Here is a 24614-nt window from a genome sequence, read left to right on the forward strand (position 1 = left end):
TTTAACCAATATTTTATAACCTAAATTATCATAACGTATTTGAAGATTATAAGCTACAATTTATAGGTATATAATCCGATAAAAAAGCAATAAAAATTATTTGAAACAGTAATCATACGATTTACTGTAAAGTGGTTTTTATTGCCTAAAAAGAACTAACCAAAATCTAATAATAACCAATTGAATCAAGAAGAACTATGAAGTTATCTTTACAAAAGCCACTTAACAAGCGTAACGTAATAAGGGCAGCCTGCGCTCCTTTGTTATTAGCTTTGTTTTTGCCAGGTTCTGGTGTGGCTACAGAGCGAAACGCCGGGTTGTCACTTCATTCGGGAGCAATAAGCACATCATCCCGTTGGGTAAATGTTACCGGTACGGTAAAAGACAGTAAGGGAGAGCCATTAATTGGTGTTGCTGTAAGAGTAAAAGGTACAAATACAGGTACCACAACAGATATTAACGGAGTTTTCAGAATAAATCTTCCTACGGGTAATGAAACTCTTATCGTATCATTTCTAGGTTTTACTACAAAAGAAATTCCTGTTGCTGGTAGAACAAACATTAGTATCACTATGGAAGAAAGTACTAATGCTATGGATGAAGTAGTGGTAACAGGTTATGGTCAGAAAAAGCGTTCAGAAATCATTGGTTCTGTAGCTACCGTAACCGGAGAAGAATTAATGGATATTCCTGCTCCGAACATAGCTGGGGCATTAAGAAATAGAATAGCTGGGGTAGGCGTAAGCGAGGCCTCTGGAAGACCTGGTGCTGGTATCAGATTAAACGTACGTGGATCTTCTGCATCTAATAATTTATTTGGCGTTACAGATGAGCCTTTATACATCATTGATGGAATTACTGTTCCTGCCGAAAGCTTTGAGAACCTAGACCCATCGATGGTAGAGACTATAACCATTTTAAAAGATGCATCTGCCGCTATTTACGGGGCTTCTGGTGCTAAGGGTGTTGTGTTAGTGACCACAAAAAGAGGTAAAATAGGCAAGCCAAGTATTACTTATAATGGATACGTAGGTGTTTCTGATGCTGCAACATCGCCAAAGATGCTATCAGCTTATGAACATGCTTTACTACTTAATGGTGACTTTGCTGTTAATAATGCACCAGCAGCTAACTTTTTCACTCCGGCAGATTTAGAAGTGCTTAAAAACTCTCAAATTAAAAGCTGGTATGATGAATTATGGCAAGCATCAACAACTCAAAGACATAATCTTAGCATTTCTGGAGGAACAGAAAAAATAACATTCTTTGTAGGCGGAAGTTATCAAAATGAAAATGGTAATTATGCAGGTACAAAGCAAGACAAATACTCTTTTAGAAGTGGTTTAACAGCTGAAATTATTCCTGGTTTAAAAGCGGATCTTAATTTTAACGTTGACCATAGAATAAGAGAAAGTCAGAATGATTTAGGTAACGAAACAGATGCTACTTTCTTTGAGTCTATTGTTACTGTACCACAGTGGGTGCCTATAAGTATTGATGGTAAACCTGTTAACTTTAATAATAGAAATAATAGTCCGTTGGGTATCATATCATCTGGATATGAGGATACTAGAAGATCTCAAGGTTATCGTATAAACGCTAGTTTATCCTACGAACCAAAATTCCTAAAAGGTTTTAAAACAAGATTTCAAATTTCTCAAGGTGGTGGTAATACCAGTAACAAAGTTTACAGGCCACCATTTAATGTTTATGATTTTACAAGAACCGGTGGAAATAATTTGTTTTATACTGATCAGGTTTCTGCAACAAGAGTGGTTTCTGGAGGCACAAACAGCTTGTTAGAGCCTATTTTAGGAAGAGATAATAGCTACCAAGGCTTTATTACCTTACAATATGGTAGATCTATTGGTAAGCATACTTTTGATTTAACAGTAGGTGGCGAGCAAACTATAGGTTACTCAGAAAATTTAGGGGTAAGATGGATTAACCAATTGTTACCTAATATAGGGGATTACTGGGCATTTGATCCTAATCTTATCACAAGTCGTGGTCTAAATATTACAGAAAGTTCCAAACGCTCTTTCTTTGGTCGTTTTAATTACGACATAGATAAGAAATATATTCTGGAAGCGGTTGCTCGTTTAGATGCGTCTTCAAATTTTGCAACCGGAAATAGATGGGGGCTTTCTCCAAGTATTGGTTTAGGATGGATCGTGAGTAAAGAAAATTTCTTTATTGATAATGTTCCTTTTATCAACTTCTTAAAACTAAAAGCTAATTTCGGTATAACAGGCGATGATAGGGTAAATGCTAGGTTGTGGCAAGAAAGATATGGAGTTGATGTTACCAATGGTTACATCTATGGAGAAACTAATACCGTTGGGATGAACCCTTCTGTTTTAGCAAATCCAGATATTACTTGGGAGAAGAAAAGTACTTTCAATGCCGGTATAGAAATGTCTATGTTGAATAATAAAATAGATGTTGGTATTGAGGTATTTAGAAATTACACTTATGACGGTTTTGATGGTGGTGTAAATGAAATATTCCCAATGTATGTAGGTTTTGAGTCGCCTACGGTAAATTACAGACAGGCTTATTCTTGGGGTTCTGAGTTTACTTTAGGATATAAAGCTAAAGTTGGAAAAGACTTATCTATTAATACCAGTATCAACTTTGGATATGGTAACTCTGTAGTAGATAGAACTTATTATAATATCTATCAATTATTTGAAAATACTCCACCAGATTGGAGAATTATGTTTGGTACAGACCCTAGGAGATTTAACAGCAGCAATATAGGTTTAATCAGTAAAGGGATGTTCAGAACTCAAGAAGAAGTTGATGCTTTCTTAGCACAAAACCCTAACTATACAATTGATGGTAAAGTACCACAACCAGGATGGTTATATTTTGAAGATACCAATGGCGATGGAAGAATTACTGATAGAGATATGGTTCCTATGTTTAAAAGAACAACTCCTGCTTTTGCGTCAGGTATTAATTTAAGCTTAGGTTATAAAGCATTTAATTTAAGCACAAATATAGCAGCAAGGTTTGGAGGAAAGGTGTTTTATGACAGTAGAGCATTAACTGCGCCTACTACTACCACTAATGCACTTGCTTTTTGGACAGACCGCTGGACACCAGAAAATCCAATGGAGGGCAAATTCCCAAGATTTGATGATGCCGCCTCAGTTAGAAGATGGAATTCAACTTTCTGGGCAGTAGATGGTACTACTATAAGAATCAATAACATGACCCTAAGTTATAAAGTGCCAGCAAAAGTTGCTAGTAAGTTAGGTTTGGGTAGTGCAAGAATATTGGCTACTGGTAATAACTTGTGGACAATCGTAAATCCATTACCTTATAAAGATCCATATACATCAAGTGCATATAACTACCCTACATTAAGAACTATTTCTTTGGGGTTAAGTGTTAACTTATAAAATATTAAATAAAATGAAAACAATATTTAAAAAGGCTTTAAGAAATGCCCTTGTTTATTATACTGTGATAGTTTCTTTTTCAGCTTGTGTAAACAAAGATGAATTTTTTGAACTGCCAGATAGGGGTGGGATAGATGCAAGAATTTGGAGTAACGAAGGTGCTATCCAAATGTTATTAGATGGTACATACCGTTTAATTATGCCAGAGTTTCCTTATCAATATACTATAAATCAGTATGGTATACATTTAGCCAGTGATGAAAACTATTTCTCTGGAACAGAAGCTTGGGCTAGAAGAGCTATTGGCGTAAATGGTACATTAGCAAATAATGATGTAAGATATGTAGCTACAAAATACCAAGGCTCAAACGTAGGTGATAATAGATATTTTGATATCGCTCGTTGTAATAATGCAATTAAGGGTATTCCAACAGGAACTTTACCCAAGGCTACGCAAGATAAACTATTAGGTCAATTTTACGCCTTAAGAGCAATGGCTTATTTTGAATTAACAAGAATTTATGGTGGTGTACCTTTAGTTTTAGAACCTCAAGATCCAGACAATATTACGGTATCTGGAAGAGCAAAAGCAGCAGATTGTATCAATGCCATAGTGAATGATTTAGATTCTGCAATGGTTAAGTTAAATGGTATTAGCTGGGCAGATGCAACAGAAAGAGGTAAAATTAATAGAGCTGCCGCAGCTTCTTTAAAAGCAAAAGTACTCTTGTACTGGGCTAGTCCGCAGTTTAATCCTGTTAACGATCCTCAACACCCTTATGACGCAGCCAGATGGCAAAGAGCTTTAGAGGCCAATAGAGAAGCTTACGATATTTGCTTGGCTTCCGGTAGAAAATTAATGGCTAATTATGCAACTATTTTTCAAACAGAAGGTACGTCTAATACCGAAGCCATTATGGTAAGATCTTATTCTAGCACATTAGAAAGAAGAGGGCATAATGTGGAGTCTAGAATAAGACCAGCTTCTGAAGGTGGTTCTCCAAACGATGCTTATTTTGCTACTACAAAATTGTTAAATGCATATCCAATGAGAGATGGAAGACCAATTCAAGGTCATCCAGATTATGATGCTACTTTGTTCTGGAGAAATCGCGACCCAAGATTTGAAGCAACTATTGCTTATAATGGTAGTAATTGGAAATTAAGTGGTAATAATAATAGAAGACAGTGGACTTACACCAATGCAATTAATGAAAGCGGTAATAGAGGTGTGTATTGTAAACGTTTTTCAAGCCCAGATTTATCTGCATCAGCGGTTAACTATACTTCTAATATTGGAGGTAGCGGTATGGATTGGATAGAGTTACGTTTTGCTGAAGTAATGCTAAATTATGCAGAATGTGCTAATGAAACAGGCGATATGGTATTAGCAAAAACATTAGTAAGAGAAATTAGAAGAAGAGCTGGTATTATAGAAGGTACTGCAGGTAATGATTTTGGCTTAGGTTTAGCAACTACCATAGAACAAATGAGAGAACTCATAACTAATGAAAGAATGGTAGAGTTTGCATTTGAAGCTAAACGTCATCATGACTTAAGAAGGTTAAGAAAAATGCACACTTTAACAGGTACCATAGAAGGTATACAAATAGCAACTAAAACTACTGCCTTAAGAACGCATCTAGAAGCTATTAATCCAACAACAGGATTAAGAAATAGAGATACTTTAAATATAAATGTTAAAAGTACCTATCTATTCTATTTTAATCCTCATACAGTGGTTATACCAGGAGGTAATGGTCCGTTTAGTGTTCCAGAGTATCATTATTTCTATACTTTCCACAACCAATTTATGAATTCTAGTCCCTTACTAGAGCATACTATTGGCTGGGAAGGTGGAACCTTTGATCCTCTTAAATAATTTTATTTAGAATTTAGGCATTACTATTCTAAGAAGAATGGTAGTGCTTAAAGCAAACCTTTATTAAAATGAAAATAGTAAGAAGTTTAAAAATATTTGGGGTTATAGCTGGTGTTATAATTTCCTTATCGTCTTGTGAAAAAGAATCTGAAAACATTTTTAATATGTTTACGGATGTTACAGTAACTTTTAAAGGAGACCATCCTTTTAGCGTAACTGATTACAAAGAAGTAAATGATGGTGATAGTGTTTATATAGATTATACCGTTACGTCTGCTAAGCAAGATATGTATCAGATTAACGTGTTAGAAGTAGGGAGTGCTGTTCCTTTCTTAAGAATTCCTATCACTGATGAAACCAAAAGAAGAAGTTTTTCAGGAGTTGTAAAACTTAGAGCTAATGTGAAATCTGGAAAAACATCTTATCGTGTTTGGCCTGTAGATAGACGCGGTGTGTATATGGGCGATGGATATAAACAAGTAACTATCGACGTTAAGCCTAATTTTAATCATATTTCAAATAGAAGAGTATATCTCCCTGATACGGTAGCTAAAGTATTGCCATGTTATTTCTCAATAAAAACAGGAAATACTTACAGTTACACTACAGGCGAAGCAAGTTCAGCAGATATTGATTTTGGTATATTTAGAACAAGCAGTACCACCCCAGTAATTAATTTATACTCATTAAGTGCAAACCCTCTGCCTTTTGCTCCCTACAATATTAGTACATGGACAAAAAGAGCTACTTTATTTAGTGCGCCAGTAAATGGGCATGCAAATACGTTTAACAATACTTTAAGGACCGGTACGATTGTTGAAACCGAGGCTAGAAGAAGAACTATTAATTTAAGGGCAACAACAACAGGTTTGGTGGCAGGTAGTGCTGTTTATTTTTTAACACCAGAAAATAAGTATGGTTGTATATTAGTAAATGCAGTAAGTACTGATATTGAAGGTAAGCCTTTTATAAATATTAGCGTTAAAGTTCAAAATTAATATTTAAAAATCAACATAGTTAGCCGCTCCTTTATTAAGAGCGACTTTTTCATTGGCTAAAATCCTACAATACTTCGTAAAAATGATACAAATATGATAGGTTAGATATGTATATATTTGAAATATTATACTTTATCAACATCGTATATTTTCCTAAATTAAACTAATCAAATGAAGAAACTGATGAAGTCTACCCTGCTGGGGGCAGCAGTTATGTTAACTACTTATCAAGTAAAAGCGCAATACCCAAGCATACCAGACGATGTACAAAAAGCAACGGCAGAATTAATGAAGCAAGCTACCAAGCAATCTGATTTAGCTTGGCAAAAAGCACTACCTATTATAGAGCAAGAGGCAAAAGAAGGAAAACCTTATATTCCTTGGGCAGGTCGTCCTACAGATTTACCACAGGCAGATATTCTAGCTTTCCCTGGTGCAGAAGGTGGCGGTGCTTATGCTTTTGGTGGTCGTGGCGGTAAAGTTTATGTGGTTACTAACCTTAATGATAGTGGCCCCGGTTCTTTACGTTGGGCCTGCGAGCAAGGTGGTGCCAGAATAGTAGTTTTCAATGTAGCAGGCATCATCAGATTAAAAACTCCTTTAATCATCAGAGCACCGTATATTACCATAGCAGGTCAAACTGCTCCTGGAGATGGGGTTTGTGTAGCAGGAGAATCAGTTTGGTTAAATACCCACGATGTAGTAATTAGATATATGCGCTTTAGAAGAGGCGAAACCTATGTGGGTAGAAGAGATGACGCTATTGGTGGTAATCCGGTAGGAAATATCATGATAGATCACGTATCAGCAAGTTGGGGATTAGACGAAAACATGTCAATGTATCGCCACATGTATAACGATAGTACAGGTAAGCCAGAAGTTAAATTAGGTACAGTAAACATAACCATCCAAAATTCTATTTTCTCTGAAGCTTTAGATACTTGGAACCACGCTTTTGGCAGTACTTTAGGAGGAGAAAATTGTGCTTTTGTTAGAAACCTTTGGGCAGATAATGCAGCAAGAAATCCATCAATTGGTTGGAATGGTATTTTTAATTTTGCTAACAATGTGATGTTTAACTGGGTACACCGTTCTATAGATGGTGGCGATTATACAGCACAATACAATATCATCAATAACTATTTTAAACCAGGTCCTTTAACACCAAAAACTCAACCTATAGGTTATCGTATTTTAAAGCCAGAATCAGGTCGTAGTAAACTACCTTATGTTGTTTTTGGAAGAGCACATGTGGAAGGCAATATTGTGGAAGGTAATACTAAAGTAACCCAAAATAATTGGGATGGCGGTATACAGTTAGAGAATAAAAAAGGTGAATCTATGACTTATGATGAAGCAAAGCCCTACTTTGCTGCCATGCGAGTTCAAAAGCCTTTACCAATGCCTAAAATGACAATTATTCCGGCACAACAAGCATACAATTATGTGTTAGATAATGCAGGTGCTACTTTACCAAAAAGAGACCCAGTTGATGCCAGAATTGTGAAACAAGTAAGAACTGGCGAGATAGAATATATAAAAGATGTAAAACTTCCTGAAGCTGATTTTAAACATCGCAGATTACCAAAAGATTCGTACAAAGGAGGTATCATTACCGATATCAGTCAAGTAGGAGGTTATCCAAAATATGAAGGTAAACCCTATAAAGACAGTGATCAAGATGGTATGCCCGATGATTATGAAACAAGAAATGGTTTAAACCCTAAAGATGCTTCTGATGCGAGTAAAATTACTGCTTCGGGTTATTCAAACATAGAGGTTTATTTAAATAGTGTTGTTGATATTAAGAATGTAACACCTTAATTAAAGAGAATCATTTTTTTTAAGTCTTTAACTTGAGCTTAAAAGGTTTTGAAACATAAAAATTTTTATATTAAAATTTTCATTATAGTTTATTGATGCACTATTTATCCAACATGGTTAAGCTTAGTAATAAAAGTTAGTAAAAAGCTTTCTTAGTCGAGTGGTTTCACTAAGAATCTATAAACCTCATACCTTAGGTATTTTGTTTGGCTTATAAAAGAGGAGAACTGCCCATCAGTATCTCCTTTTTTTGTATGAAATTGTTATAGTAAAGACTTGATGTTTTTTCCATAAGAATAAAAATTTGAAGGGATTATGTCTTTTTTATAAATAATAATCACTTTTTTTTGATGATTCATCATATTTTATTTCCTATGACAAAATCATATAAGACATAGAGAAAATACTACAAAAATAAAAGTGCTTTAACCATTAAATTTGTATTAGAAAATCCAATTTATATCTAAAAAAATATATCTGTTGACCTAAATGAGTAATTTGCTACAACAATTTTTTTTAGATATAAATCAAACCTAAATGACAATAATTTTGCTTAAAAAAGTACTTAAACATGGTGTGTATAGTTTTAGCTTAAACTTCTTTAGTTTAGGTGTTTATTTGTTTTTAGGATTATCTCCACTAGTTGTTAAAGCACAAAAAAAAGAAGCTCCAAAATCTCCTGTTTATCTTCAAAAAGAAGGCAAATTGGCTTATACGCCAGATGCTTTAGGTAATCGTATCCCTGATTATTCTTACAGTGGCTACCAAGCAGGGGAAAACGCTATTCCAAATGTTCCTGTGAAAGTTGTTGTGCCAACCATATTGGGCGATGCAACCGCCACTATACAAGCAGCTATAGATGAAGTAGCTAAATTACCTTTAGATAAAAATGGTTTCAGAGGTGCTGTACTCTTGCAAAAAGCTGTTTATCAAGTTTATGGAACTATCAAAATAAATGCTTCTGGTGTTGTTTTAAGAGGTAGTGGATTTCTAGTAAATGGTACTACCATTTTAGGTAAAGGCACAAACAGAGAAATATTAATTCGGGTTTTAGGAAAACAAAATCAGGTAAAGCAAACACCTGTTTCTATTGTAGATGATTACGTACCTGTAAACGCTTTTCAGTTTAAAATTGCCGACGTGAGCTCATTTAAAGTAGGAGATCAAATCCTGATCCATCGTCCATCTACACAAGAATGGATAACCAAACTAAATACCGTAACCTTTGGTGGTGGTTTAAGTAGTTTAGGATGGAAGCCCGGTCAAAGAGATATTTTTTGGGATAGAAAAATTATAGCTATCAATGGTAACAACATCACCATTGATGTACCCATTACCACAGCTTTAGATAAGCAATTTGGACAAGCTACGGTGGCCAAATATCAGTGGAATGGCCGTATAACCAATATCGGAGTAGAAAATTTACAATTAGTATCAGATTACAATCAACAAAATAAAAAAGACGAAGACCACCGCTGGAATGCTATCAACATAGAAAATGCAGCCGATGTTTGGGTAAGACAAATCAACTTTAAGCATTTTGCAGGTTCTGCGGTTTATGTAAATCAAAACAGTAAACGCGTAACGGTAGAAGATTGTAAATCTTTAGCACCAGTTTCTGAAATTGGTGGCGAGCGTAGAAATACTTTTTACACCAAAGGCCAACAAACATTATTTCAAAGGTTATATGCTGAATTTGGTTACCATGATTTTGCCGTAGGTTTTATGGCAGCAGGGCCAAATGCTTTTGTACAATGCCAAGCTGTAAATTCTCATAGCTTTAGCGGAGCTATAGATAGCTGGGCTTCAGGAGCTTTGTTTGATGTTATGAATATAGACGGACAAGCTTTAAGTTTTGCAAATAGAGGACAAGATGGGCAAGGTGCAGGATGGACAGCTGCTAACAGTCTTTTCTGGCAATGTAGTGCAGCTAAAGTGTATAACGAGCAACCACCAACAGCTCAAAATTGGGCTTTTGGTACTTGGGCACAATTTGCTGGCGATGGCTTTTGGGATATGTCTAATGAACATGTAAACCCAAGAAGTTTTTATTATGCACAGTTAGAAGATCGTTTAGGAAAATCGGCAACAGCCAGAAAATTTTTATTACCTGTAGCATCAGAAGCATCTTCTAGTCCTTCTATAGAAACAGCTTTAGCATTAACGCAGCTAGCAGCAAAACCTATTTTACAATTAAGTCAGTTTATTGATGATGCTGGCTCAAGAACACCTATAAATACCGATGCAAACGGAGCTAAAATATTAAAGCCTATTATCGCTAAAGAAAATCTTAAAGCTGGCGATATGAAATTGAAAAACGGTTTTATCATTTATAAAGACAAGGTTGTTACAGGTGCCAAGCAAGATATACAATGGTGGTCTGGCAGTGCTAGACCATTCGCTTTAGATAAAATGCGTCCACATATTACCCGTTTTGTACCTGGCGAAATTGGTAATGGTTTAACCGATGATTTAGAAGAACTTACAACAAGCATGCAACAAAAAAATGTAGTTGCAATGGATCATAACTACGGTTTATGGTACGAGCGTAGGAGGGATGACCACCAGCGTGTAAGAAGAATGGATGCAGAAGTTTGGCCGCCTTTTTACGAGCAACCTTTTGCCCGCAGCGGCCAAGGTATCGCCTGGGATGGCTTAAGTAAATACGATTTAACTACGTTTAACAAATGGTATTGGGGTAGGTTACAACAGTTTGCCAACCTTGCTGATGAAAAAGGCCTGGTACTTTTACATCAAAACTATTTTCAGCACAATATTCTAGAAGCTGGAGCACATTATGCAGATTTCCCTTGGCGACCAGCAAATAACATCAATGATACAGGTTTTCCAGAGCCTGTACCTTATGCAGGCGATAAACGCATTTTCATGGCAGAGCAGTTTTACGATGTTAATCATCCCGTAAGGAGGGCTTTGCATCGTAACTATATCCGCCAATGTTTAGAGAATTTTAAAGATAATTCATCAGTGATACAACTTACTAGTGCAGAGTATACTGGGCCAACGCATTTTGTAGCTTTTTGGTTAGATGTAATTAAAGAATGGGAATTAGAAACAGGTAAAAAGCCTATCATTGGTTTAAGCGCTACTAAAGATGTACAAGACGAGATTTTAGCAGACCCCGAGCGTTCTAAATATGTTAATGTTATTGATATCAGATATTGGTTTTACCAAGAAAACGGTATGGCTTATGCACCTAAAGGCGGACAAAATTTAGCGCCAAGGCAGCATGCTCGTTTAACCAAAGTTGGTAAATCGTCTTTTGAGCAGGTTTATAGGGCTGTGGCCGAGTATCGTTCTAAATATCCAGATAAAGCGGTTATCTATAATGCAGGTAATTACGATAGAATGGGTTGGGCAGTATTCATGGCTGGCGGGTCTCTGGCAGATTTGCCTCTTATTACTGATGAAAATTTCTTAAAAGACGCTGCAACCATGAAACCACAGCCACAATCACAAAAAGGCTTTTATACTTTGGCAAATGAATCATCGGCTATTGTTTACCAAAATAATCAGGCAGAGGTAAAACTAGGAAACGGAACTTATGTGCTCAGCTACATCAGTCCACAAAGCGGTAAAGTTTTAAAGCAAAGCACTATAAAAATTAATAATCAAGCCATTAAAACAGAAGATTTAAAAAGTGATGTGGTGGTTTGGATAAAGAAAAAATAAGATAAAGATGAAGAGAATCATAAACATTGTTTTTTTGATAGCGATAGCATTTACTGCATGTCAAACTACTGAAGAGTATCATGGAGTGCAATTGCTTAAAATATCAGAAAACAAGAGGTATTTAATGACAGAGGATGGTAAACCTTTTTTCTGGTTGGGGGATACAGGCTGGTTATTATTCAATAAACTAAACAGGGCAGAGGCAGAAACTTATCTTGAAGACCGCAAGCAAAAAGGCTTTAATGTGGTACAAGCTATGGTTTTACATACCGTTCCTTCGGTAAATGTATACGGAGACTCTTCTTTAATAAACGCAAATGTTGCTACGCCAGATACCACAGCAGGAAACAACCCGCAAGATTCTTTGGCTTATGATTATTGGGATCATCTAGATTTTATCATCGATAAAGCTAGCGAAAAAGGTATTTACATGGCTTTAGTGCCTGTTTGGGGTACTAATGTTAAAGATGGAAAGGTTAGCGTAGCACAAGCAGAACAATACGCTAAATTTTTAGCTAAGCGATACAAAGACCGCAACAATATCATTTGGTTAAACGGTGGCGATATCAAAGGCAGTGATTCTTTAGCTGTATGGAAGAAAATAGGTGAAACTTTAAGAGCTCATGACGATAGGCATTTGATAACTTTTCATCCGAGAGGCAGAACAGCTTCATCAGACTGGTTTCATAAGGAAAGTTGGTTAGATTTTAATATGGTACAATCTGGCCATAGAAGGTACGACCAAGATACTTCAAAAAAAGAAGTGAAGCATTACGGCGAAGACAACTGGAAGTTTATGGAAGCCGATTTAAAATTAAGCCCGCTTAAACCAACTATAGATGGAGAACCTTCATACGAGGGCATCCCGCAAGGTTTACATGATACTTTAGAACCACGTTGGACAGATGCTGATGTTCGCAGATACGGCTACTGGTCGGTTTTTGCTGGTGCTTTTGGGTATACTTATGGTCATAACTCAGTGATGCAAATGCATCAAAAAACAGATTCTACAAGCGCTTATGGCTCAAAAGAATTATGGAGCCAAGCTATTCATGCGCCAGGAGCTAAGCAAATGGTTCATTTAAAAAATCTAATGCTGTCTAAACCTTATTTCAATCGTATTCCAGACCAAAGTCTAATTGCAGAAAACGGAGAAAAATATAACCGATTGATAGCTACCAGAGCAGATGATTACGCCATGATTTATACCTATACGGGTAGAAATATGAAAATCAATATGGGTAAAATTAAAGGTGATGAGGTGAAAGTTTCTTGGTTTAACCCACGCGATGGTAAATACAAAGAAGAAGCTAAAGTAGAAAATAAAGGTGTAAAGGAGTTTAACCCACCGGGCGATGTTAAAGAAGGGAATGATTGGGTGTTGGTTTTGGAGAGTTTTTAAGAGTAGAAAGTATAAAGTACAAAGTAGAAAGTATAAAGTACTGATTATAAAGTAGAAAGAACTGGGTAAAGAGAGTAATAGATAGTAGATAAGAATAAACAATGCAAAGAATTAATCATATAAGGAAATTAAACAAGCAAGCATGGCAATTCTTCTCCTTTAGAGAGGGATTTAGGCTGATGTTTCTTTTTTTCTTAGCGATGTTTTTTTCTTCATGCAACCCAAATGTTTACATGTTTACTTCTTTTCATGAGCCAGCAACAGATGGCTTAAGATTGCTTTATAGTAAAGACGCCTACCATTGGGAAGATTTAAATCAGGTTTTCTTAAAACCAGAGATAGGTTCCCAAAAAGTAATGAGAGACCCATCTATTGTACAAGGTCCAGACGGGGTTTACCATTTAGTATGGACAAGCAGCTGGAAAGGCGATAAAGGTTTCGGCTATGCCAGTTCTAAAGATTTAATGAATTGGTCGGCACAGCAATTTATTCCAGTAATGCAGCATGAAGCAACTACGGTAAATGTTTGGGCGCCAGAGTTGTTTTATGATGATGAGGAAAAGCAATTTATCATTATTTGGGCTTCTACCATTCCTTACCGCTTTGAAAAAGGAATAGAAGAAGAGCAGAACAACCACCGTATGTATTACACTACCACTAAAGATTTTAAAACTTTTACGCCTACAAAATTATTTATAGACCCCGGTTTTAGTGTCATAGATGCTGTAATAGTGAAAAGGGCTCAACAAGATTATGTTTTGGTTTTGAAAGATAACACTCGGCCAAACCGGAACATGAAAGTAGCTTTTGCTAAACATCCATTGGGGCCATATAACCAAGTTTCTGCTGCTTTTACGCCTCATTTAACAGAAGGTCCATCCGTAGTAAAAGTAGCTAACAACTGGCTTATTTATTACGACTCTTACGGAGATAAAAAATATGCCGCAGTAAGTACCCAAGATTTCAAAAGCTTTAAAAATATCAATACAGAAATTAAACTGCCTGAAGGGCACAAACACGGGACTATTTTTAAAGCCAAAGCAAAACATCTGAAGGCAATCATCAATAAAGCCGAAAAAAATTAATATGAAAATCATTCAAACCTGTATAGCCATAGCATTAAGCACCTCTAGTTTGCTAGCCCAGCAAGACACGGTGAGATATATTGGAAAAACGCTTTCTAATGTAGATTACCACCATGGGCAGTTAAGTTTGGCGGTAGGTGTACATAATATACAAGTGATGCGAGCAAACAGAATGCATCCAGAATATAACGCTGGCCATAATTTTACTTATAACCACCAACCCATGTTGGCTTATTGGAACAATACTTTCTTTTTAGAGTATTTGAGTAACCCCGTGGGCGAGCATATCGCAGAAGGTAAAACCTTGCTGCAAACATCTAAAGATGGCTACCAATGGTCGGCACCAGCAGTAGTTTTTCCGCCTTACAAAGTGCCAGATGGCTTTACAAAACCCAATCATCCCGGTAAGGCTAAAGATTTATATGCCATTATGCACCAACGCATGGGATTTTATGTAAGTGCTAGCAATAGGTTATTGGTTTTGGGTTATTATGGTGTGGCTTTAGATGCTAAAGACGACCCTAATGATGGTAATGGCATTGGCCGAGTAGTGCGTGAAATTTATAAAGATGGCACTTATGGCCCTATCTATTTCATCCGTTTTAATGCTTCTTTCAATACCAAATTGGCTCAATATCCTTTCTATACAAAAAGTAAAGACAAAGGCTTTGTAGCTGCTTGTAACGAGTTACTTTCTAAACCTTTATTGATGCAGCAATGGTCTGAAGAGGCTGATAGAAACGACCCTTTAGTGCCTTACAAAAGAGCTATTAAAGCTTTTAGCTATTATACTTTACCTGATGGCAGAATTGCTGGCTTTTGGAAACATGCTTTAACCAGCATTAGCACCAATGGAGGTAAAAGCTGGCAATACGATGCTGTAAGAGCACCAGGTTTTGTAAATAGCAATGCTAAAATATGGGGGCAAAAAACTTCCGATGGTAAATATGCTACGGTTTACAATCCTTCAGAATACCGTTGGCCTTTGGCTGTTTCTGTGAGTGATGATGGTTTAAATTATCGCAATTTATTATTGGTAAATGGCGAAATATCTCCTATGCGTTACGGAGGAAATTATAAATCTTACGGCCCGCAGTATGTAAGAGGTATTTTAGAAGGTAACGGCATCCCGGCTGATAAGAATATGTGGGTTGGCTACAGCATGAATAAAGAAGATATGTGGGTAGCAAAAATTCCTGTTCCGGTTAAAGATAAAGTAGAAACGCCTGTAAATGATGTTTTTGCAGATTTAAAAACTGGCGAAGAATTAAAAGAATGGAATATTTATAGTCCGCTTTGGGCTTCCGCAAAAATAGAGCAAGCTCCTAATGGTAAAAAAGCTTTGGCTTTACGCGATAAGGATTTGTACGATTACGCTAAAGTAGAAAGAGTCATCCCTTCGGCAGAGCAAGTTTCTATCGAGTTTTCTTTTACGCCGGCTCAGGCTGATAAAGGCTTGTTACACATAGAACTATTAGACCAAAAAGGTATTGCCGCAACCCGCATTATTGTTGATGCTGATGGAGAATTGAAATCTAAAGCAGGTTATCGCAACAGTGGGATTGCTAAATACGAAGCCGGTAAAACCTATACTTTAAGATTAGAGGTAAATACTAAAACCCGTTCTTACAAACTGTTTTTAAACGGACAAGAGAAGGGGACAAAACTGTTTTTTGCTCCGGTAGCAGAAATTAGTAGGGTAGCTTTTAGAACAGGTGAAGTTAGTCGTTTTCCAGATGCGGATACACCAACCGATCAGGATTATGATTTAAAAAATCCGGGCGAGCCTGTAAAAGAAGCCGTTTATTTTATTCACGCTTTAAAAACATCAGCGCTAAGCAAATAATCATGTTCAAGAGCCTAAACATATATTTTACTTTGATTCTGTTTTTGATAACAGCTGGTTTATCTGCGCAACAAACAGAAAAAGTTATGCTTTCTGGAACTGGTTTTGGCAATACTAAAAACTGGGATTTTTTCTGTACCGATGGTGCAAACTCTGGCAAATGGACAAGTATTGCCGTACCTTCTAACTGGGAGTTACAGGGCTTTGGTAAATATAATTATGGCTTTAATAAAGAGGTAAATAAAGGCAAAGAAAAAGGACTTTATAAATATAGTTTCACAGTTGCCGATGCTTGGAAGAACAAGAAAATCAATTTGGTTTTTGATGGTGTGATGACTGATGCCGAAGTTAAAATTAACGGAAAAGTAGCAGGAGAGATACATCAAGGTTCTTTTTATCAGTTTAAATATAATATTACCGAGCTAGTAAAATTTCAGGAAAGCAATTTGTTAGAGGTTACGGTAAGCAAGCATTCTGCAAATAAATCTGTTAATGCAGCAGAACGCGAGGCTGATTACTGGATTTTTGGAGGCATTTTTAGACCTGTTTTTTTAGAAGCTTTACCAAAACAACATATCCAACAAGTTTCTATAGATGCTAAAGCCGATGGCTCTTTTCAAGCTAAAGTTGCACATCAGGGCGAAGCCCAAAAACTAGTTTTAGAAGTTTTTGACCAAGCTGGTAAAAGGTTAGGGAAACATCAACAAGCATTATCGGGTAATTTAAATCTTATTAAAACAACTTTTAAAGCCCCTAAATTATGGTCGGCAGAGTTTCCAAACCTGTACAAAGCTGTTTTTTCTTTATACGATGGTTCTAAATTGCTTCATCAAATCAGTAAAAATATTGGTTTCCGTACGGTAGAGCTAAGGGAGCGTGATGGCGTTTACATCAATGGCGTAAAAATTAAATTTAAAGGGGTTAATCACCATTCTTTTTGGCCAGAATCTGGCAGAACAACAAGTAAAACCATCAGCATAAATGATGTAAAACTTATCAAAGAAATGAATATGAATGCCATCAGGATGGCACATTATCCGCCTGATAGTCATTTACTTGAAGCTTGCGATTCTTTGGGTTTATATGTGATGAACGAGCTAGCTGGCTGGCATGGGCATTACGATACGCCAACAGGTACTAAACTGCTCAAAGAAATGTTTGTTAGAGATGAAAATCATCCATCCATTATTTTTTGGGCAAATGGTAACGAGGGTGGTCATAATACAGATTTAGACCCATTATTTACACAATTAGACATCCAAAAAAGACCTGTTGTACACCCTTGGGAAATTTACGGAGGTTTTGAAACTACGCATTACCGCGAATATAATTATGGCATTGGCAATTACGATCAAGGTAGAAATATCATCATGCCTACCGAGTTTTTACATGGGATGTTTGACGGTGGTCATGCCGCTGGTTTAGAAGATTATTGGAAAGCCATGTGGAGCAATCCGCTATCGGCAGGTGGTTTTTTATGGGATTTTGCCGACCAAGGCGTGGTACGTACCGATAAAAATGGAATATTAGATACCGATGGTAACCACGGTGCTGATGGTATTGTTGGTCCGCATCACGAAAAAGAAGGTAGCTTTTATGCTATAAAAGAAATTTGGTCACCGGTTTTTATAGAACGCAGAGAAATTACCCCAGCTTTTGATGGTAAACTCATCATAGAAAACCGCTACCATTTTACCAATCTTAACCAATGCAGTTTCAGTTATAAACTAAGCAAGTTAGCCACACAAGGCGAAAACTTGGTTAAAACAGGTCAAATAGAAGCTCCAAATCTAAAACCTTTAGAAAAAGGGGCATTACAAATACTTTTACCGTCAGACTGGAACACTTTTGATGTTTTATTTGTAACGGCTAAAGATGTATACGGACAAGAAATTTTTACCTGGAGTTTCCCTATCACTAGGCCAGAAAATACCTTGAAAATAGCTTTATCTAATTCATTCAAAAACAAGGTAGAAGCTACAGAAAGTACTAATGCTTATGTTTTAAAAGTTGCCGATTTACAACTCAGCATCAATAAAACAACAGGAATTTTAGAGCAGGTACAAAATCAAAAAGGAGTAATTCCTTTTAACAATGGGCCTTTTATACAAGAAGGAGCTACAAACTTTAAAAATTTCAGCTTAAAGCAAGACGGCGATAATATCATCATCTCTTCATCTTTTGATAAAAAGGAAAGCTTTAACACTTTACAGTGGACAATATATCCATCGGGAATGGTGAAAATGCAGGTTAAATATTTCCCCGAGAGCTATTTTACCAGATATGTAGGTGTAAACTTCTCTTTTCCAGAAGAGCAAATAAAAGGGGTAGAATTTATGGGTTTTGGTCCTTACCGTGTTTGGAAAAACCGTATGAAAGGTAACCAATTTGGCATCTGGAAAAAAGATTATAACGATAATTCTACCGGAGAAATTCCTTTTGAATATCCAGAGTTTAAAGGTTATTACGCCAATATGTACTGGTGCAAATTCATCACCAAAGAACAAAGTTTTAAGGTTTATACCGATAAGGAAGATATCTTTTTAAGGTTGTTTACGCCTAAAAAGCAAAAAGATACCGAGTGGGAAAATATGCAAATGACTTTCCCTTCCGGGGATATTTCTTTCATGAATGGTATTGCAGCTATAGGTACTAAAACTCAAAAACCAGAAACTACTGGTCCAATGGGGATGAAACATATTTATTATGATTTTGAGAAAGAACCTAAAAGAGCTTTAGATATGACATTGTATTTTGATTTTACAGGGAAAGATTAAAGATGAAAAAGAACCTGTTCAACTATAAGACTTTTATATTAACGCTGTTATGGCTCATAACAGCTGATGTATGCTTAGCGCAAATAAGTGTACAAAAACTAAGATGCGAGTCTTTAGAAAACCCATTAGCTATAGATAATAGCCAACCTCGTTTAAGCTGGCAAATTAGCAGTCTGCAAAGAGGGGTTATGCAAACAGCTTGGCAAGTTTTGGTAGCTTCTTCTCCTGAAAAATTAACAGAAAAAGATGCTGATTTATGGAACTCTGGTAAAGTAAATACCAGCGAGTCTTTACACAACCCCTATGCAGGTAAAACTTTAAAAGCCAGAGAAAAATGCTTCTGGAAAGTTAAAGTTTGGACAAATAAAGGCGAAAGCGCTTGGAGTGAAACGGCTAACTGGACAGTTGGTTTATTGTATTATAAAGCTTGGAATGGCCGCTGGATAGGTTTCGACCGTCATTTTCCTTGGGATAATGAGGAGGAACAAAAGTTATCTGCTCGTTACTTCCGCAAAGAGTTTGAGGTAAAAAAGCAAATCAAATCGGCAACAGCCTACATCATGGGCTTAGGTTTGTATGAGTTTTATGTAAACGGACAAAAAATTGGCAATCAGGTTTTAGCGCCTGCACCAACAGATTATCAGGAAAATATCCAGTACAATGCTTTTGATATTACTTCAAACATGAACCAAGGTAAACAAGCTATTGGTGTAATTTTAGGGAATGGTAGGTATTATGCCATGCGTCAGGCTAAGCCTTATAAAGTAAAAACTTTTGGTTTCCCTAAGTTATTGATGCAAATCCATGTACAGTATACCGATGGAACCTCAGAAACCATTAAAACTGATGAAAGCTGGAAAGGTACTGCAAACGGCCCGATACTAGCCAATAACGAGTATGATGGTGAGGTTTACGATGCCAGAAAAGAATTTATAGGCTGGGCGCAACCTGGTTTTAATGATCAAGAATGGCTTAAAGCCGAGTATGTGCAAGAGCCAGGCGGTAAGTTTGAAGCTCAGAAAATAGCACCAATGAAGGTGATGCAAGATATTTATCCGGTTAGCATCACACCAAAAGGTAATGGCAAGTATCTGATAGATTTTGGACAGAATTTTTCTGGCTGGATGAAAATAAGTGTACAAGGTACAATTGGTGATACCATCAAAATGCGTTTTGCAGAATCTTTACAAAGCAATGGCGAGCTCTTCACCACCAACTTACGTGATGCTAAAGTTACAGATACTTATATCCTTAACGGAAAAGGTAAAGAAGTTTGGGAGCCTAAATTTGTATATCACGGTTTCCGCTATACAGAAGTAAGCGGTTTTAAAGGGCAACCTAGCAAAGAAAGTTTTGTAGGTAGGTTTGTTTATGATGATATGGCTACTACCGGAACTTTTCAATCATCACATGCATTATTAAACCAAATTTTTAAGAACTCTTGGTGGGGTATAGCATCCAATTATAAAGGGATGCCGATAGATTGTCCGCAACGTAACGAGCGCCAGCCTTGGTTGGGCGACCGTACCGTGGGTGCTTACGGCGAGAACTTTTTATTTGACAATGCTACATTTTACGCTAAATGGTTAGATGATATCAGATACGCACAAAAAGAAGATGGTGCTATACCAGATGTTGCCCCTGCCTTTTGGAGATATTATAGCGATAACGTGAGCTGGCCAGCAACTTTAACTTTGGTTACCGATATGCTTTACCGCCAAACAGCTGATGTTAAGGTTTTAGAGCAAAATTACCCTGCTATAAAAAAATGGCTTTCATACATGAAAGACCGATACATGAACGATAAAGGTATCATCACCAAAGATAGCTACGGCGATTGGTGCGAACCACCTTTAACGGCAGAAGACGGACGTGGTGTAAATGCAGATCAAAAGCACCCCAGTGCTTTAATTTCTACGGCTTATTACTACCATTTGCTTACCATCATGACCAAATTTAGTGTCTTAACAGGTAATACTCAGGATAGCTTGTATTTTACACAAGAGGCTGCTAAAATGAAAAAAGCCTTTAATCAGGAGTTTTATAAAAACGGTTATTATGGCAGTAATAAGTTAACAGATAATCTTTTACCATTGGCTTTCGGCATAGCAGAAGGAGAGCAAAGAAAGCAAGTAATTACTCAGGTAATAGACATCATCGAGAATAAAAACAAAGGACATTTAAGTACTGGCGTAGTGGGTACACAGTGGCTTATGCGTACGCTAACCCAAATCGGAAGAAACGATTTAGCTTTTAAAATAGCTACCAACACCACTTATCCATCTTGGGGCTATATGCTAGAAAATGGCGCTACCACCATTTGGGAGTTATGGAATGGCAATACAGCAGCACCAAAAATGAATTCGCAAAACCATGTGATGATGCTGGGCGATTTACTCATTTGGTATTACGAAAGTTTGGCAGGCATCAGTTCTGATACACAGCAAACTGGCTTCAAAAAAATCATCATGAAACCAGAAGAAATCAATGGGCTAAACTGGGTAAATGCAAGTTATCAATCTCCTTACGGTGAGGTTAAAAGTTATTGGAAGAAAGAAAAATCATCATTTAACTGGCAAATAACCATTCCTGCAAATAGCAGTGCTTTGGTTTACATCCCTGTAAAGGATAAACAAGAGGTAAAAGAAGGGAACCAGAAAATTAACGATTCATCAAACATCAAATACATTAAAACAGAAGGCGGCAAGGCTATTTACGAAGTGCTTTCTGGTAGTTATCATTTTAAAGTGAATTAATATGAAAAGTCTTAAATACATCATGCTGTTATGGCTGGCACTACCCATTTTGGTAAAAGCCCAAACAGAGCAAGAGCAAAAAGCTGCCGAGTGGGTAAGCAGCTTAAATTTAAATGATGCTGCCAAAGAAAATCGTGTAAAAGCGGTTATTGCAAAGCATTTAACAGCTGTAAGAGATTGGCATAATAGCCACCCGGCAAGCACAGTTCCGGCTGGTATAAACCCTATTACAGGAGAGAAATTAAGCGAGTTACACCGCCAAATTATTGCAGATTCTGCCATGCCAGATAGCGTACACAAAAACTTAATGACTGGCTTAAGAGCCGATTTATCTCCAGAACAAGTAATTGCCATTTTAGATAAATACACCATCGGTAAGGTAGCATTTACCATGCAAGGTTATAAAGCCATTGTACCTAACATGACAGCTACTGAAGAAGCTTTTATCCAAAAGAATTTAGAAGAAGCTCGCGAAATGGCTGTTGATTATAAAAGCATGAAACAGATATCGGCCATTTTTGAGATTTACAAAAACAAGTGCGAGCAGTATTTAAACAACAATGGCAGAAACTGGCGACAAATGTATAAAGACTATGTAAACGCCCAAAAGGCAAAGAAACAAGCAGAAGCAAAAAAGTAAAACCATGTTAAAAAGATATATCATTTTCCTATTCATATGCTTTGGAGTTTCATCGTTGGCAATAGCGCAAGAAGCTAAATGGCGTAAAGGCATTTTAGTAGATGAATTTATTTACGATAAAGCGCCTTTTCCATCTTGTCACTCGGCTACTTTAGCAGAAACTCCTGAAGGCTTGGTTTATGCTTTTTTTGGAGGTACCAGAGAACGCCACCCTGATGTTGAAATATATGTAAGCAGACAGGTAAATGGTAAATGGACAGCTCCGGTATCGGCAGCAGATGGTGTACAGCCCGATGGGAAAAGATTACCAACATGGAACCCCGTATTGTACCAAGTTCCAGGTGGCGATTTATTACTATTTTATAAAGTTGGGCCTAAACCATCAGAATGGTGGGGGATGTTAAAAACATCAAAAGACAATGGTAAAACATGGTCTGCTGCACAAAAACTGCCTGATACTTATATCGGCCCTGTAAAAAATAAACCTGTTTTATTAAGCAATGGTAATTTGTTTTCTGCAAGCAGCACAGAAGGTAAGGGTTGGAAAGTTCATTTTGAAGTAAGTTCTGATTTTGGTAAAACTTGGAGAAAAATTGGTCCGCTAGATGCCGGAAAAGATAGCTTAAATGTAATACAGCCAAGTATTTTAGACCATGGCAATGGTAAACTTCAAATTTTAGCCAGAACAAGAAATAGGGCTTTAGCAGAAGCATGGTCTTACGATTATGGCGAAACCTGGACAGCACTTTCTAAAACCAATTTGCCAAACAATAACTCTGGTACTGATGCTGTAACGCTAAAAAATGGTAAACATGTTTTGGTTTATAACCATGTTTTACCTCCCGGAGATTTAGCAAAAGGCCCAAGAACACCTTTAAACGTAGCGGTTTCTAAAGATGGTAAAAATTGGAAAGCGGCACTTATTTTAGAAGATTCGCCTATCAGCCAGTATTCTTATCCGGCAGTTATCCAAACCAAAGACGGGCTTTTACATTTTGCCTACACCTGGCGAAGAGAGAAAATGAAGCATGTAGTGGTAGACCCATCAAAACTAAAATTAAAGAAAATAAAAAACGGACAGTGGCCTGCTTTAAAAGGCTATGAAGCACCTGTTTTAAAAGAAACTAAATCAGAAGAAGAATAAAATCAACCATCATAAAATGCAGTTATTAAACATACATTTCCCAGGTAAATTGGTTTTCGGAAATGGTTCATTACAGCAGTTAACCAATGAAATTTTACAGCTTTCCTGTAAAAGAGTGTTGCTGTTAACTATTGAGCCGCTGTTAGCTACTTTAACAGATTTGAAAACCCAATTAGAACAAGCTGGGGTAGCATTAAGGATTGATACCAGTATTATCCAAGAGCCTACTTTTCAGGATTTTAGGAACTTACTGGCGGATAGTAAAGATTTTAATGCTGATTTAGTGTTAGGAATTGGTGGTGGTAGCGTTTTAGATATCGCCAAATTAATAGCTGCACAACTAGACAATACTCAAACTTTAGAAGAAATTGTAGGGATAGGTTTCCTTAAAGGCAGAAATATTAAATTGATATGCGTACCGGCAACATCTGGTACCGGAAGCGAGGTCTCTCCAAACACTATTTTGGTTGATGATGAAGGCCAAAAGAAAGGTATTATCAGTCCGTTTTTAGTGCCAGATATGGTTTATGTAGACCCATTATTAACCATCAGCGTACCAGCAAGTATTACTGCCGCAACTGGTTTAGATGCTTTAACCCATTGCTTAGAAGCCTTTACCAATAAGTTTGCTCAGCCATTTATAGATATGTATGCCTTTGAAGGTATGCGCTTGATAGCTGCCAATTTGGTAGATGCTGTACAAGACGGAACAAACAAAACAGCCAGAGAACAAGTTGCTATGGGAAGTTTGTTAGGCGGCTTTTGTTTAGGCCCGGTAAATACAGCAGGTGTACATGCACTTTCTTATCCTTTAGGAAGCATGTTCCATTTGCCACACGGACTTTCAAATGCGCTTTTATTGCCTTATGTGATGGAATTTAACTACCCAGCAGCAGTTAAAAAATATGCGCAGGTAGCACAAGCCTTAGGTTGCGAAAATCAAGACAATGATGAAAAAATGGCCTTAGCCGGAATTGCCAAAATCAAATCGCTGATAGCCGCTTGTGGTATTCCGGCTAAGCTTAGCGATTTAAATATACCCAAAGATAAAATTACCGAAATGGCAAAAGACGCCATGCAAATACAACGATTATTAAAAAATAATCCGAGAGAGATAACTCTTAAGGATGCAGTTTCTATTTATACAGCAGCTTATTAAC

Annotated in this window: 13 protein-coding genes; all 13 read left to right on the forward strand. The window is 36.9% G+C overall.

Annotated elements, in window-relative coordinates:
* Positions 1-197: 197 nt before the first annotated feature.
* The 13 genes from H510_RS0103965 (at position 198) to H510_RS0104025 (ending at position 24613) form a co-directional block, all read left to right on the forward strand.
* On the forward strand, positions 198-3410 hold the full coding sequence (locus H510_RS0103965) for a SusC/RagA family TonB-linked outer membrane protein (protein ID WP_081659178.1): 3213 nt from the start codon (positions 198-200) through the stop codon (positions 3408-3410).
* A gap of 13 nt (positions 3411-3423) precedes the next feature.
* Positions 3424-5292: a RagB/SusD family nutrient uptake outer membrane protein gene (locus H510_RS0103970; RefSeq protein ID WP_026903125.1), complete on the forward strand. Its 1869-nt coding sequence runs from the start codon at positions 3424-3426 to the stop codon at positions 5290-5292.
* A 68-nt stretch (positions 5293-5360) separates the two neighbouring features.
* Entirely contained in the window at positions 5361-6290 is a 930-nt protein-coding gene (locus tag H510_RS0103975; RefSeq protein WP_026903126.1) for a hypothetical protein, read from the forward strand.
* 171 nt (positions 6291-6461) lie between these two features.
* Complete coding sequence (locus tag H510_RS0103980) at positions 6462-8114, forward strand: pectate lyase family protein (protein ID WP_026903127.1); 1653 nt, start codon at positions 6462-6464, stop codon at positions 8112-8114.
* A gap of 537 nt (positions 8115-8651) precedes the next feature.
* Positions 8652-11804 (forward strand): DUF6298 domain-containing protein, encoded by a 3153-nt coding sequence (locus H510_RS18200; RefSeq protein ID WP_155977813.1) that lies wholly within the window; start codon positions 8652-8654, stop codon positions 11802-11804.
* 7 nt (positions 11805-11811) lie between these two features.
* On the forward strand, positions 11812-13206 hold the full coding sequence (locus tag H510_RS0103990) for a glycoside hydrolase family 140 protein (protein ID WP_036691792.1): 1395 nt from the start codon (positions 11812-11814) through the stop codon (positions 13204-13206).
* A 233-nt stretch (positions 13207-13439) separates the two neighbouring features.
* Complete coding sequence (locus tag H510_RS0103995) at positions 13440-14291, forward strand: glycoside hydrolase family 43 protein (protein ID WP_425413792.1); 852 nt, start codon at positions 13440-13442, stop codon at positions 14289-14291.
* A 1-nt stretch (position 14292) separates the two neighbouring features.
* A complete protein-coding gene (locus tag H510_RS0104000) occupies positions 14293-16137 on the forward strand; it encodes an exo-alpha-sialidase (protein ID WP_036691797.1) in 1845 nt (614 codons plus the stop codon).
* 2 nt (positions 16138-16139) lie between these two features.
* A complete protein-coding gene (locus H510_RS0104005) occupies positions 16140-18914 on the forward strand; it encodes a glycoside hydrolase family 2 protein (RefSeq protein ID WP_036691800.1) in 2775 nt (924 codons plus the stop codon).
* A 2-nt stretch (positions 18915-18916) separates the two neighbouring features.
* Positions 18917-21670 (forward strand): alpha-L-rhamnosidase, encoded by a 2754-nt coding sequence (locus H510_RS0104010; RefSeq protein ID WP_026903132.1) that lies wholly within the window; start codon positions 18917-18919, stop codon positions 21668-21670.
* 1 nt (position 21671) lies between these two features.
* Positions 21672-22310, forward strand: coding sequence for a DUF3826 domain-containing protein (locus tag H510_RS0104015; RefSeq protein WP_036691803.1), 639 nt, complete (start codon positions 21672-21674; stop codon positions 22308-22310).
* Positions 22311-22314: 4 nt separating this feature from the next.
* Positions 22315-23454 carry a sialidase family protein gene (locus H510_RS0104020; RefSeq protein ID WP_026903134.1) on the forward strand — a complete coding sequence of 380 codons (1140 nt, stop codon included), beginning with the start codon at positions 22315-22317 and terminating at the stop codon, positions 23452-23454.
* A gap of 16 nt (positions 23455-23470) precedes the next feature.
* Positions 23471-24613, forward strand: a complete 1143-nt coding sequence (locus tag H510_RS0104025) for an iron-containing alcohol dehydrogenase (RefSeq protein WP_026903135.1) — start codon at positions 23471-23473, stop codon at positions 24611-24613.
* The last annotated feature ends 1 nt before the right edge of the window (position 24614 follow it).

The organism is Pedobacter glucosidilyticus DSM 23534 (assembly GCF_000425145.1).
GTDB classification, from domain to species: Bacteria; Bacteroidota; Bacteroidia; order Sphingobacteriales; family Sphingobacteriaceae; genus Pseudopedobacter; species Pseudopedobacter glucosidilyticus.

What these genes read in the sequence shown, in the direction of transcription:
- H510_RS0103965 (WP_081659178.1), top strand. Translation starts at nt 198, where the DNA reads ATGAAGTTATCTTTACAAAAGCCACTTAACAAGCGTAACGTAATAAGG.
- H510_RS0104015 (WP_036691803.1), top strand. Translation starts at nt 21,672, where the DNA reads ATGAAAAGTCTTAAATACATCATGCTGTTATGGCTGGCACTACCCATT.
- H510_RS0104010 (WP_026903132.1), top strand. Translation starts at nt 18,917, where the DNA reads ATGAAAAAGAACCTGTTCAACTATAAGACTTTTATATTAACGCTGTTA.
- H510_RS0103975 (WP_026903126.1), top strand. Translation starts at nt 5,361, where the DNA reads ATGAAAATAGTAAGAAGTTTAAAAATATTTGGGGTTATAGCTGGTGTT.
- H510_RS0104025 (WP_026903135.1), top strand. Translation starts at nt 23,471, where the DNA reads ATGCAGTTATTAAACATACATTTCCCAGGTAAATTGGTTTTCGGAAAT.
- H510_RS0104000 (WP_036691797.1), top strand. Translation starts at nt 14,293, where the DNA reads ATGAAAATCATTCAAACCTGTATAGCCATAGCATTAAGCACCTCTAGT.
- H510_RS0103990 (WP_036691792.1), top strand. Translation starts at nt 11,812, where the DNA reads ATGAAGAGAATCATAAACATTGTTTTTTTGATAGCGATAGCATTTACT.
- H510_RS0104005 (WP_036691800.1), top strand. Translation starts at nt 16,140, where the DNA reads ATGTTCAAGAGCCTAAACATATATTTTACTTTGATTCTGTTTTTGATA.
- H510_RS0103970 (WP_026903125.1), top strand. Translation starts at nt 3,424, where the DNA reads ATGAAAACAATATTTAAAAAGGCTTTAAGAAATGCCCTTGTTTATTAT.
- H510_RS18200 (WP_155977813.1), top strand. Translation starts at nt 8,652, where the DNA reads ATGACAATAATTTTGCTTAAAAAAGTACTTAAACATGGTGTGTATAGT.
- H510_RS0103995 (WP_425413792.1), top strand. Translation starts at nt 13,440, where the DNA reads ATGTTTACTTCTTTTCATGAGCCAGCAACAGATGGCTTAAGATTGCTT.
- H510_RS0103980 (WP_026903127.1), top strand. Translation starts at nt 6,462, where the DNA reads ATGAAGAAACTGATGAAGTCTACCCTGCTGGGGGCAGCAGTTATGTTA.
- H510_RS0104020 (WP_026903134.1), top strand. Translation starts at nt 22,315, where the DNA reads ATGTTAAAAAGATATATCATTTTCCTATTCATATGCTTTGGAGTTTCA.